This window comes from Spartinivicinus poritis (genome assembly GCF_028858535.1).
Taxonomy (GTDB): Bacteria; Pseudomonadota; Gammaproteobacteria; order Pseudomonadales; family Zooshikellaceae; genus Spartinivicinus; species Spartinivicinus poritis.
In genome coordinates, this window is record NZ_JAPMOU010000009.1 from 140,388 (window position 1) to 154,774 (window position 14,387).

Consider the following 14,387-nt stretch of genomic DNA (forward strand, 5'->3'; position numbering starts at 1 on the left):
AATCAAGTGTCTGATATAGAGTAACGGGGTATTCAAAGTACCCCATTACTCTATATGATGTTATCAATGAATCGGCAGATTCCTAATATCCGTCGCTAAGGTGTCGCCCTTTATATCTGCTAACCCCGCATATTTCATGATTAACTGTCTACTTAATTCATCTTGCTGCTCATTATCATAGGCATTGGCAATACCTAAAATAACCGTTGGCTCCATCCCAATCCCTTGCAGAAACATGGCAGCAGGTGAGCGTTCCAGCAGCGCTAGTTGTTGTTCGTCAATCGCCTTTAACTGTTGTTTAAGTTGCTTTAACTGCGGCTTGGTGAGAGGCTCACCAGCTTTTGTTGCCTCTGCATATTGAGTTAGCAGGGTGACTGTTGCTGTAGTGGCAGCACTTTTAACACAATGAGCCAGCTCCTGTTTTAATTGAAACAATAATTGCTCAGCAGCCAGGTGAGGAAGCCGTTTTATCAATGCGTGGGTCAACTCAACTTGCAGCTCTTTAGTAAGCTTCTCAGCCCCTTGTGCTGTGCGCTTGTTTAATAACTGATTCACTCTCAGTTGGGTTTTATCAGAAACAATATTGACCAATGCCTCCGCCAAGCTGCCAATATTACGTTGCTTTACCCACTGCCTGCCTTGGTGATACGCCACAGCCCCTAATGCAGTAGTCGCAGCCACTGCAGCTGCTGTTGCCCCAGCTACCGTTGCAGAAGCGACCCCAACCCCCACTGTACCTGCTGTCGCCAACGCAGCCACTCCAACACCAGTGGATGTAGCATAAGCCGTTGCCGAAACCGTTTCTTTAGCCAAGTCGATTGCTTTAGGCAACACCTTTCGCTGCTTTGCCATACCATAGGCAAAGTCATCAACAGCTTCTCTCTGGAATGATCTATCTGATTTGCTGGCTTGTAATACTTGTGATTTGGCTAATGCATCATCTACTTGGCGAGCTTTCCCCTGCTGTTGATGTAGATTAATACCAGCTTTCACTGCTTTTGCTGTAGATAGCCCTAGTGCCACACTGGATGATGCAACTGATGCACTAGCCAATGCCGAGGTTGCTGAGGCTGTAATGCTTGCCCCCGTTGCAGAAGAAACCGTTGTATCCACAATACGCGTGCCATTTACTGCTGTATTGGTTAAATAACGTAATGCACCAAACAAGGCATCACTGCTATCAACGACTAAACCATAAAACCCAGTTTTTCCCAGCTTGCCCTTATTTAGATCGAGTAGTCCAGCGACCAACTGTGGAAAAGCGTTTTGTTGTCTGCCTACAGGTTGCTGTAAGAATTGCGCTATTTTATCTTTTGCCGCTAATTGCACTTGTTGATTAGACTGCAACTGCCTTACCTTACTTAACACCTCTTGAGTTTTTATCACCGAGCTTGTCACCCCAGCCACAGCCTCTGTTAATCCAAGAGCATTAGGTGCCAAACTTGCAACTAACGGCAACTGACTTGCTTCTCCTGCGGTAGCCATTTGATCAAGCTGAGTGCTAGTATTATGGGCCCGCTGTAAGCCCCCCCCTAGCTTGGCTTTTTCTTTGAGTAAATCAGCCTTTTTGACGTTCGGCTTAGCCTGTCGCAACTCCTGAGCCAGATTATTTCGCAGAATTTTATGGCGAAATTTTACCGGCCGAAATAATTGACCAATACGCGATTGTTGTTTTTCCTGAATATGCGCCTTAAAGCGCTCCCCCGCTTGAGTAGCATTGTTAATTAATCCTTTAGCTGTGCCACGCTTTGCTGGAGATAGACTTAAACTCTCTTGATGCAAGGTCAACAACAATTTGATTTCAGATAATGCAGGGTGATCATCAACCCGTCCATTAAAGGTTGTCGCATCATCAATAGTAAAAGGAATGGCAAACTCAGCCAGCTGTTTTTGCATTAAAGCGATACGGTGACTGCCATACTGCTTTTGAAAACCTTCTACCCCAACTGTTAACAACTGCGCTAATTGATTTTTGAGTTGAATTAATGTGCCTAGCGTGGTTTGTTGAATAACAGGCAGTGATATGGCTGCTGCTTTGTCATACTTCCCTGTCAATGGCGCTAGCGCATGGCGTGCTTTTTTTGACACCATGTTAGCAGTCATACTAACCCAATCAAGCAATTCCTGATTTGCTTGTGGTTGACTATAACGCACTTGACGCCACTCCTGCTTTACATCATTCAACCGAGCCACCTCGTCGGCTAGCTGATCAGCGGTCTGATCTTGATTGGCTAATACAGATAAACCATGCTCAGCCTGTATTATAATTTGATCGACCAGGTCTCTTATCACATAATCCGGGCGACGGTTTTGCCACTGACTGATAATCTCCTTCAGTTGCTCAGTAACGTCTGTAATCGCATTAACTGTTAATGATTGCTTCTCACTTGCTGCTAATTGCTCAAAACAACTAACTGCACTGGCTAACAATTTACTCGGCGACCATTGACCCAGTTGCTGAGAAACCAATGTTTCATTAGCTGATTCAGGCCCAGGTTTTTCTTGTGTTAGCAGTTGCCCTGTTTTGACATTAATTGGGGTTATTTTGCTAGCATGAACGGTTTGGTTAACCGTTGTTGTAGGGAGTGGGATGGCCTGTTTGCCCAACCGAGATTTAGCCAGCCCAGGCATTGCCACTAATAAGCCCAGTTTGGCGAGGGTGGCTGGCTGCTGAGAAAAACTACTCGCCACCTGTCGTGATACGTTTGTTAACTGGTTAAGCAACATCACCTTACTACCCCATTACACTTTAATCGCTAAAGGCTCTGCGCTTTGAGCAGACCGTGCCGTTTGCGCTGGAGACATATCAGAATAAGCCTGCAACTGATGCCACCACCGATCAGCTATATCTACAAAATGAAACAAGCTATCTTGAAAAACCATCGCATTGGTTATTTCTTTTGCAGTAACCCGATGCCAAAGAATGACATGATCATCGTCATCCAGGGCAAAGCTATACCCTTCTGTAGCCAAGTCTAATAAATTTTGTTTTAACAAAAACTCGGCCAGTTGTTGTCTACCAACGTCTGTCAAACGGGTTAATACAGCATAAAAATAGAGTTGTTCAATCGTAGTCACAGACTCAATATTCAGCAACCAGCGTTGATCATAATTAAAACAATAAATCCCTTGATCATTGCTATCCGCTGCTTCTGCAAAACCAGCTGAAATAAGCCATTGCGTTAATTGTGCGGTTACATTCTGCACAGCAACTCTCGATTTCTCTGTCACCTGAATTGCTGTTAATTGTAAGGATTTATATGACAAACAAATGACAAGAAGGAACCAAAACAGTGACCTTTAGTTCCTTTGCAAAAAAATTAATAAAAATTTATGCGAAAATATAAAATTAGTCTGGTACTGTCTTCTCACCTGGCGACTCAACAGTGTTACTCGCCAAAGCCGGTCCACTATTAATTATTTGGCCTACATGCTGACGCAAGTCTTTTTCAAAGTAGTGCTGTAATGTCTTGGAAATTGTCGTTAGGTCATGACTAACCATCATTTTGGGTAATGGATCAATTCCCAGCGAATTAAGCACCATGCCATACTCGCTTTGTACCTCTGCATATTGATAATACTGATCAAGTGTCGCCAGTAATAAATCCCCTTGTGACTGGATTAGCTCTAACCGCTCACCAACCCCACTGCTACTTGCTGCCTGGTATTGCTGATAACGTTGTTTTTCAATGTCTGTCGCCCAAATAGAGTACTCCAAATCTTGTTTAGCCGCGAGATAGCTCCGTAATGACAATTCCACCTGAGATAAAACCGCCGAAGTTAATGCCTGACGTTGCATATTGACTAACTTTTCTCGCGTTTCATGGAGTAAATTAATATCAGGAATACGGGCCAGTTTCATCAAATCATACGACACTTGGATACCCGCTTCAGCCCAACTTTGGTTAAGCAAAAAGCTGTTATCGTCATAATAAGCACCCAGGTTAAATGATAAACCAGGTAATAAATCCAATTTCGCTATCTTACCTTCTTTTCTGACTATGCGTGATTTATAGTCCATTTCCATTAATTCTGGTCGATAGCTTAATGCTGCCAGCTGTAGTTTTTGCAATTGATGAGCACTAAACGCAACAGCGGTATTAGTTGCTAAGGGGGGCTGAGCAACCTGATAGCGGCTACCCAGCGGAACATTCATTAGCCGCGCTAAATCTGCTTTAGCCAAGGAAAGCTGTTCCTTTTTTTTCATTAAATTACGCAGCGTTTTCAACAAATCACGGCGATATTTTAAGGTCAGCAATGGTTTTTGTAGCGCGCCATGCTGCATTCTTTTGGCAGTATTTAATGCATACTCAATTTCACGCATGACCCGTTTAAGTTTCATTTCAACCTGTTCTGCAGCTACCACTCGCCAATATGCCTGTCGTACTTCTTGCACAATATTTTGCACCACTTTTCGACGCTGCTCTTCTGCAATCAGCACTTTATTTGCCTGTTGTTTCTGGCGTAAGTAACTCACCCCAAAATCCAAAACATTCCAAACAACACGGGCCTGAGCGTTCCATAGTTCTTGGTCTTGGGAAGTCGACGTTTCGAGAGACTCTGTATCGCGAGAAACAGAAAAGCTGCTGGAAGCATTTACATTGTCCCGGTGTTTATAACCGGCAGACGCCGCTAATTGTGGCAACAAATCATAGCGAGAAACATCCAGTTCGCGGTTTTTAACCACTTGATCGAGCATTTTTAAGCGATGGGCTAAGTTGTATTTTAAAGCACGAGCCATCGCCTCATAAAGTGAGATTTCGCCCCTAACAGGCTCCTGATCTTTAAACATTTGTTCAAGATCAGAAGTGACCCGTTTATTAATCGCTTCTTTATCAATTGGTTTTGGCGTGACGACACAACCAGTCGCACATAGCGCCAAAACCCCTATAGAAATCTTGATATACCCTACCCGTCCTTGGGCCTTTATCATAGGAAATCCTTCTTTATTATTATGCTGCTTATGTAGGGTATATTATAGCCAAGGTTTCCAGGCTATCTACCTATTACTACCCGTTAACAACATCAGGCTCCTCCAGCATATCTTCCAGAGCTTCTAATAGCAGCAGCTGTTCAATTTCAAAACGATTACTCACCAGTTGTAACTGCTCATTAAAGTTGAGTCCGTTTTGCAATAATTGTAGCTGTGCTTCAGTTTTTTTCTGTTTATTCTGCTCATTAGGCTGACTATTTGTGTCATTTGTTGCAGGTTCACCAGCGGTGTTATCGCCTTGCTTAGCTGGCTCATTATTAGGATTTGCGCCTGCATTACTGGCCTGCTGGCTATTGTTATTTAACTCTATACCACCATTACCTAATGATGGTGCATCAGTAGGACTGGCTTGATTATTATTACCTGGCTGATCGCCACTATTTGCTCCTTGATCATTCCCTACGGGTTGATTATCAATGGGAGAAACCGGTGTTGTCGGGTTCGCTCCTGGGGTAGGTGATGTCACAGGGGATGGTGTTACTGAAGGTGCATTGGTTGGCAATGCCTGAGAGCCAAAGCTCACTTGAACACCTGGCTCTCCTCCAGCTGAATCACTGCCACTGGGCACTAGCACAGTGGTACCGCTATCACCACTAGCACTAAAACCAACGCCATTTGCAGAGGAAAAACCAAAGGCTGGATTAATACCTAAGCCTACCACCGCTCTTTGTGGTAAGCCCGCTGCGATACCTGTACTGGTGGTAATAACATCAGCTGTTGTATTAATAGTAGGAATTAACGTACTCACAACAGGTGTCACAGTTAAGGTAGGAGAAGTAGTTTCAACGGTATCAGATAAAATAGTTTCCGAACCTATAGGCTCAAGCACAAAATTGGCCAGGGGAGCTGGGTCAGATACAGTAAGTGTCGTATCAGCTGAACTGTTACCGCTGAGTTGGGAAATATTCAGGTTGGTGGCTACATCATCAATAATGGTAATCGTAAATGTGCGTTCAAAACGCCCGCCATTTCCATCATTGACGGCCACCCGAATACTATAAGTGCCCCCATCTATCGCCGATAAATCTTTAGGTTTTAGCAAATTATCCGTAATGGAAAATAAACCATTATGTTGACTTCCAACACCAGTTACTAAACTGTAACTATGAATATCATCCGTATCTACATCTGTTGTGGCAAAGGTTCCAATTAAACCCGTGGTATTGGATTTTCGAATGACATCACTTGATAAGCTGATTGCAGTAGGCGCATCATTGACCTGTACCACACTCACCGTAGAATGAATAGTAAATGCACTCGCATCCTGACCACCATTGGCTATACCGCCGCTGTCGGATAATTTAGTTAATGTGACTACCCGTTCACTGGTATCAGGGAATTGACTATTATTTTGATAGCTCATGCCATTGACCAAAGCTTGCATGGCTACCACAGATAACGAGCCTCCCGTTAAATTAACCTGTGCTGTTGACCCTACAACACTAACGGTATAGCTTAAATTATTAACTGAAGTAATCCCGCTACGACCATCCACTAACCTGATTCGAGTGCCATCAACATTAATGATTTCGTTAACTCCATCCTTAATGTTGCTCACTTTAAAACTCAACCCTGTTAGGGTTTGACCTGTTTCTACGGTATCAATGGTGGTACCACTAAATAAGTTCACTGCAGCACCATCTTCAATATAAGTAGGATTACTGGCTGTGCTGCTCAACGTAGGTGCATCATTGTTAGCCACTACAGTTACTGTGGAAGCAATGGTTAATGACCCAGTATTATCGCCACCATTAGCCGTACCGCCATTGTCCTGAATACTGGTTAAGGTCACGACTCGATTCGCAGTGGTAGGCATTTGGTTGTTATTTTGATAACTCATATTATCGATCACTGATTGAGCTGCAGCTGCAGATAAGTTACCCCCTGTCAGTGATACGGTTGCCGTTGTGCCCACCACAGTCACGTTATAGCTCAAGCCATTGGTCGCCGTGGTACCGCTATTCCCCTGGGTCAATACTACCGAAACCCCATCCACAACAATGACTTCACTGTTACCATCACTCACGTTACTAACAGTAAAAGTCAGCCCAGTAATCGTTTGCCCAGCTTCTATAGTGCTTATACTGGTGCCAGTAAACAGGCTAGCTGCTGCGCCCCCTTCCGTGAACGTGGGGTTACTGGCATTGGCGGTTAAGGTCGGCTCATCATTAACCCCCACCATGGTCACCGTCGATGCCACCGAAATGGATGCGGTATCGTCTCCACTATTGGCCGTACCGCCACTGTCTTGAATGCTGGTTAAGGTCACCACCCGGTTACTGGTGCTGGGGGTATTGCTGTTATTCTGATAACTCATGTTATCAATCAGCGTTTGTGCCGTGGCGGTAGATAGGGTGCCCCCGGTCAAGGACACAGTGGCAGTCGTCCCTACCACGCTGACACTGTAACTCAAGCTATTGCCTGCCGTGCTGCCGCTAGTACCATGGGTCAGCACAATGGCCGTGCCATCAATATTGATCACTTCATTAATGCCATTGGCCACATTGGACACGGTGAAGGTGAAGCCTTTGATGGTTTGCCCCGCTTCCACGGTACTGATATTGGTGCCACTGAACAGGCTGGCGGCAGCCCCCCCTTCGGTAAAGGTGGGGTTACTGCCATTGCTGGTTAACGTGGGCTCATCATTATTTTGTACCACGGTCACGGTAGAAGCCACTGCCAGAGAGCCCGTATTATCCCCACCATTGGCGGTACCCCCACTGTCCTGAATACTGGTTAAGGTCACCACCCGGTTACTGGTGCTCGGCGAGTTACTGTTGTTCTGGTAACTCATGTTGTCGATCATGGTCTCCGCTGCCGCCACTGACAGGTTACCGCCCGTCATGGTCACGGTGGCGGTGGTGCCGATCACCATCACACTGTAATTCAGGCTATTGCCTGCGGTGCTGCCATTGGTACCATGGGTGAGGACAATGGTGGTGCCATCAATATTGATCCGTTCATTACTGCCATTGGTGACGTTGGTGATGGTAAAGCTCAGCCCGGTAATATTCTGCCCCGACTCGACGGTATTGATATCGGTGCCGGTAAACAGACTGGCGGCTGCCCCCCCTTCCGTGAAGGTCGGGTTACTGGCATTGGCGGTTAAGGTCGGCTCATCATTAACCCCCACCATGGTCACCGTCGATGCCACCGAAATGGATGCGGTATCGTCTCCACTATTGGCCGTACCGCCACTGTCTTGAATGCTGGTTAAGGTCACCACCCGGCTACTGGTGCTGGGGGTATTGCTGTTATTCTGATAACTCATGTTATCAATCAGCGTTTGTGCCGTGGCAGTAGATAGGGTGCCTCCGGTCAAGGACACAGTGGCAGTCGTCCCTACCACCGACACGCTATAGCTCAAGCTATTGCCTGCCGTACTGCCGCTGGTGCCATGGGTCAGCACGATGGCGGTCCCATCAATATTGATCACTTCATTAATGCCATTGGCCACATTGGACAAGGTGAAGGTGAAGCCTTTAATGGTTTGCCCTGCTTCCACGGTACTGATATTGGTGCCACTGAACAGGCTGGCGGCAGCCCCCCCTTCGGTAAAGGTGGGGTTGCTACCATTGGAGGTTAAGGTGGGCTCATCATTATTTTGTACCACGGTCACGGTAGAAGCCACTGCCAGAGAGCCCGTATTATCCCCACCATTGGCGGTGCCGCCACTGTCTTGAATACTGGTTAAGGTCACCACCCGATTGCTAGTACTGGGCGAGTTACTGTTGTTCTGGTAACTCATGTTATCGATCATGGTCTCCGCTGCCGCCACTGACAGGTTACCGCCCGTCATGGTCACGGTGGCGGTGGTGCCAATCACCATCACACTGTAATTCAGACTATTGCCCGCCGTGCTGCCATTGGTGCCATGGGTCAGCACAATGGTGGTGCCATCAATATTGATCCGTTCATTACTGCCATTGGTGACGTTGGTGATGGTAAAGCTCAGCCCAGTAATATTCTGCCCCGATTCCACCGTATTGATATCGGTACCGGTAAACAGGCTAGCCGCTGCGCCCCCTTCCGTGAAGGTGGGGTTACTGGCATTGGCGGTTAAGGTCGGCTCATCATTAACCCCCACCATGGTCACCGTCGATGCCACCGAAATGGATGCGGTATCGTCTCCACCATTGGCCGTGCCGCCACTGTCTTGAATGCTGGTTAAGGTCACCACCCGGTTACTGGTGCTGGGAGTATTGCTGTTATTCTGATAACTCATGTTATCAATCAGCGTTTGTGCCGTGGCGGTAGATAGAGTACCCCCGGTCAAGGACACAGTGGCAGTCGTCCCTACCACCGACACGCTATAGCTCAAGCTATTGCCTGCCGTGCTGCCGCTGGTGCCATGGGTCAGCACGATGGCGGTCCCATCAATATTGATCACTTCATTAATGCCATTAGCTACATTAGAAATGGTAAAGGTAAAGCCCTTGATGGTTTGCCCCGCTTCCACGGTACTGATATTAGTGCCACTGAACAAGCTGGCGGCAGCCCCCCCTTCGGTAAAGGTGGGGTTACTGCCATTGCTGGTTAACGTGGGCTCATCATTATTTTGTACCACGGTCACGGTAGAAGCCACTGCCAAAGAGCCCGTATTATCCCCACCATTGGCGGTACCCCCACTGTCCTGAATACTGGTTAAGGTCACCACCCGATTGCTGGTACTAGGCGAGTTACTGTTGTTCTGGTAACTCATGTTGTCGATCATGGTTTGAGCTGCTGCAGTCGACATATTGCCACCGGTCATGGTGACTGTGGCGGTGGTACCGATCACCATCACACTGTAATTCAGACTATTGCCTGCGGTACTGCCATTAGTACCATGGGTCAGCACAATGGTGGTGCCATCGATATTGATCCGTTCATTACTGCCATTGGTGACGTTGGTGATGGTAAAACTCAGCCCAGTGATATTTTGCCCCGATTCCACCGTACTAATGCTAGTACCGCTAAATAGGCTGGCGGCAGCCCCCCCTTCGGTAAAGGTGGGATTACTGGCATTGGCAGTTAAGGTCGGTTCATCATTAACCCCCACCACTGTTACTGTCGAAGCAATAGCCACAGAAGCCGTATCATCCCCACCATTGGCCGTGCCACCACTGTCTTGAATACTGGTTAAGGTCACTACCCGGTTACTGGTGTTCGGCGTATTACTGTTATTCTGATAGCTCATATTGTCTATCATGGTTTGCGTCGCTGCAGTAGACAGTGTACCGCCAGTCAAAGAAACCGTTGCGGTCGTACCCACCACACTGACACTGTAGTTCAAGCTGTTGGTTGCAGTATTACCACTGGTACCATGGGTCAACACAATGGCCGTCCCATCAATATTGATAATCTCACTGCTGCCGTTGGTAACGTTAGTGACTGTAAATGTCAGCCCAGCAATGGTTTGTCCTGCTTCAACAGTACTGATGCTGGTACCACTATATAAACTGGCTGCAGCGCCGCCTTCCGTAAACGTTGGGTTACTGCCATTGGACGTTAACGTGGGCTCATCATTGTTTTGCACCACCGTGACGGTTGAAGCAATCGCTAATGAGCCGGTGTTATCCCCACCATTAGCGGTACCGCCACTGTCTTGAATACTGGTCAAGGTCACTACCCGATTGCTGGTGTTAGGCGAGTTACTGTTATTTTGGTAGCTCATGTTATCCACCAGAGTCTGAGTCGCTGCCGCCGACAAGGTGCCACCAGTCAGTGATATGGTCGCCGTGGTACCAATGACACTGACGCTGTAATTCAAGCTGTTACTTGCTGTTGTACCATTGGTGCCATGGGTGAGCACAATAGTAGTGCCATCCACATTGACTCGTTCATTACTGCCGTTAGTGACATTGGTAACAGTAAAGGTTAAGCCACTCACTGTTTGTCCTGACTCCACAGTGCTAACACTCGTTCCGCTAAACAAGCTAGCCGCACTCCCGCCTTCTGTATAAGTTGGATTGCTGGCATTGGCGGTTAAGGTGGGTTCATCGTTGACCGCTGTCATCGCAATAGTGCGGGTATCAGAACCACTGGCTGCATTTTTATCCGTGGCAGTAAAAGTAATGGTGCGATTAGACGTACCTGGGTCTTGCGTTGTGGAGTCATAACGAATGGACTGCAACACTTCTTGGACATTGGCATTAGTTGCATCACTATCAAAGGTAATCGTTAGCTTGGTGCCACCAGTGACAATCCCTCCACTCGCACTCAAGTCGCCAATATCGACACCATTGGCAAAAATATTGGTGCCACTAATAGTAATGGCGGTACCATCGCCATCACTATCGACAATACTGATTCGATCACCTGCTTCAGCGTTGCCAGTAATTTGCACCGATAGTGAGCCACCATTCCACTCAGCATCGCCATCGGAGTCACTGACAGTGCCTGCGCTGTCGATCTGGGTTGCAGCATTGCCTTCGGTATAAGCTAAGTTGGTATTATTAATTGAAATAGAGGGTGTGGCATTGGCAGGAATTTCTGCCCCTACCTTTAAATTATCCATGAAGATCCAGTGGGTGTTGGCCACGATTTTCACTTCATCAACCGACCCCCAATTTAATGTCCAAGTACCAGTGCTGGTATCTGCCGCATTAAAGCCTTGAGACTCTACTTGTACTCCATTACGAAAACCATAAAAAGTAATAGTGGCATTAGCAGGATTACCTTGAGTATCGATATTGTAATCAATACTGGTGAATTTAAAATTGGAGCTATCGCTGGTATAAAAGCGGGTGCCCGTCGTGTTTACATCATTGGTTAAGCTACCTTCATGGGCATAAATCCCTGTTTCTCCCCCAAATCCATTAAACCGCCAACCATCATAAGAAATGTCATCTATTGCAGTCCCATTGGCGATCACTGCTGTATCAGAGAGCCCAAGCCCGTCATAATTAGTGGTCTGGTCACTGGAAATAGGTAACGCAAATAAATAGTCATAGGCGGCAAGTGCCGTCTCTGAAAATGGCGTATCCGTGGTGATATTGCCAGTGTTGTATTCCAATTCCCAGTCGCCACTTAACTCACTATTACCTGTATCATCCGTTGAAGCGGCAATATCGGCATCAGTTAAACCAGCCAATGCTTGAACAAACGCTTCACCGGCAGCACCACGACCAACATCACAACCATATAAAAGAATATCCCCTCGGTCATTCCCGACACTGTTAAGTGATTGACCGATCGCAGTTAAATAACTGGCATGATTATTCAGGGTATTGATGTCAAGAACGGTATTACCTAAAAATAATTTACCATCATCACCATGAGAGACTATGTGAATAGCATCGACCTGCCGACCACTCAAACTGTTAGCGATTTGCGCTACACCATTTTGATCAGTATTTAATACCACCACTTCCAGGTTATCGCCTAAACCCTCTACCAGTGACTCATAGTCAATAACTCGACTATCAATAAAAACCACTTCTTTACGAGTGTCATTGGTATTTTCTGCTTCATTTGCCGTATTAAGTGCCTGTAACAAATCTTGAGCAGCCGCGTCATCATTTGCTGGTTGTGGTTCAACAGGTGGTTGAGTGGCATCAACCGCAGTAGCTACTGCCGCCCCATCAAATAAATAACGTTTTTCTAAGGGCAACAATAAAGAAGCACACGCTGTTGGCAAAGACGCTACATCATTACGTTTTAATGAAGTAGCTTTATTTGCCTGTTGACTTAAAATGTTTAAACGTCCATTAAAGATTTTAAATGGGGTGGAGCTTAACAGGCTTTTAACATAATGACGCATAATCTTGCCTCCAGCACATCGCTTGTTTGCAACGGCTATAAAGTGACCTGAGGAACGTGCACGTTCCTTAACCTAACTTCTAAAAATTAATTATGTAAATACAGCTTCATATAAATAGGCTCCCTCCTGAAGATGACTCGATTGATGTTCCCTACCAATCGGTACTAAAAAAAGCGATAGTTCACCCATTGTCTCATGGTTTAATTGATAAATTTGTTGAGATAAAAACATCTGGGCGTTTCCTTTAAATAATAAAGAAAACTGGTCTCGCTGGCTCTCTTCCTGAGCCTTCCTGAGCACTTTAACTTCAGTTAATTCAAGAACCAAATCACTTGTATTAGTTTTAATAATAAAAGGGGTATTTACTTGTTTATTAAAATCATCATGGGTTAACGTTGCTAACATTCCCTTTGTTTCCAATTAATTAACATTCCATTTCTTATTTTAAAAGCAGGCACAAGCACTCCATGCACCCACTTTTCTAACCTATTTATACGCTTAACTTCGACTAGGATAAATACCCATTAATGCCATACAAAAATTAACAGTCAAAAACGGCTGCCTGTTTTCATGCCCTTGCCCCAGCCCCGTCTCCGTTAAAGAGGATGATGACAATGGCATTAAATTTTCTGGATTATTGTATGTATCAATGGGGAAAAAACGCCCGCCTCGACCAGGTGTTCCTCCTTTTGCTAAATAATCAGCGGTTGTTTCCGTTTCTTCTGCATTAGCATCTTCAGCATATAGCTGGTGAGTATGGTTAGGCATCGTTGCTTGAGTTAATGTCACAAACTCACTACCTCCTCTTTCAGCTAATAACCGAGGTGTCAGTCCAGGGCCATTACCAGGATGCATGGGAACTCGCCCTTGGAGATTCGGAATTCCCATCGTGGTACGACCATCGCCACCATAAGTAGTACCGATCAAGGAAAAGAGTGCCGTATTTTCACCTATCGATAGCAATCCACCATCACAATATGCCCAGCCACGAGGTGCATAATTACAACCCCACATTTGAATTTGTGCAATAAAGGGTTCTGACATAATTAAAAACTCCTACCTATTAAAGTTAAGGTGACTCTACAAAATTGCATTTTTAGAGTTGCCTTTAATTTCGTTGGGGGTAAATACCTTGAAGGGCAATAATAAAATTGACACATAAAAATGGCATGACATTATTATGGGGTTGATCTCCTCCAGTCTTACCCACCTGGCTTGGTGACATAGCGACTAAATTAGCATTTGAAGATGAGTAAATAGGTTGTCCATTTGCTAATACTCGACTCTGGGGTTCTATACTATCTGCCGGATTATTACTGGCTTGCAATTGGTGAGTATGAGAGGGCATTTGTGGAATCGTCAACGTCACTTCCTCTACCCCCATCCGCTCCCCCATACTACGAGGGGTTAAGCCAGGTCCCGTACCTTGATTGACTGGTAACCGACCTCGCATATCCGGTAACGCAAAAGTACTTCTACCATCTCCACCATAACGGTTTCCCAACAACGAAAATAACGCGCCATTTTCAGTTACGGGAATCAAGTTATTATCACAAAATGCCCAGTGCACCGGCGCAAAATTACCAGCAAAGATTCTGATTTCACCAATATAGGGTTCAGCCATTATTCCATTCCTTTCTTAAATTAGTG

General features: G+C 45.9%; 7 protein-coding genes. All 7 read right to left on the bottom strand.

What is annotated here, in order from left to right:
• Positions 1-63: 63 nt before the first annotated feature.
• Positions 64-2,730, bottom strand: a complete 2,667-nt coding sequence (locus tag ORQ98_RS09640) for a hypothetical protein (RefSeq protein WP_274688594.1) — start codon at positions 2,728-2,730, stop codon at positions 64-66.
• Positions 2,731-2,742: 12 nt separating this feature from the next.
• On the bottom strand, positions 2,743-3,231 hold the full coding sequence (locus tag ORQ98_RS09645) for a type III secretion system chaperone (RefSeq protein WP_274688595.1): 489 nt from the start codon (positions 3,229-3,231) through the stop codon (positions 2,743-2,745).
• A 118-nt stretch (positions 3,232-3,349) separates the two neighbouring features.
• The gene (locus ORQ98_RS09650) at positions 3,350-4,933 is read right to left on the bottom strand and encodes a TolC family protein (RefSeq protein WP_274688596.1); all 1,584 of its coding nucleotides are present in this window, start codon (positions 4,931-4,933) and stop codon (positions 3,350-3,352) included.
• A gap of 76 nt (positions 4,934-5,009) precedes the next feature.
• On the bottom strand, positions 5,010-12,737 hold the full coding sequence (locus ORQ98_RS09655; protein ID WP_274688597.1) for a DUF4347 domain-containing protein: 7,728 nt from the start codon (positions 12,735-12,737) through the stop codon (positions 5,010-5,012).
• A 90-nt stretch (positions 12,738-12,827) separates the two neighbouring features.
• On the bottom strand, positions 12,828-13,142 hold the full coding sequence (locus ORQ98_RS09660; RefSeq protein WP_274688598.1) for a DUF6916 family protein: 315 nt from the start codon (positions 13,140-13,142) through the stop codon (positions 12,828-12,830).
• Positions 13,143-13,235: 93 nt separating this feature from the next.
• Complete coding sequence (locus ORQ98_RS09665; RefSeq protein WP_274688599.1) at positions 13,236-13,781, bottom strand: phage tail protein; 546 nt, start codon at positions 13,779-13,781, stop codon at positions 13,236-13,238.
• Between the two features lie 64 nt (positions 13,782-13,845).
• Complete coding sequence (locus ORQ98_RS09670; protein ID WP_274688600.1) at positions 13,846-14,361, bottom strand: phage tail protein; 516 nt, start codon at positions 14,359-14,361, stop codon at positions 13,846-13,848.
• Positions 14,362-14,387: the final 26 nt, after the last annotated feature.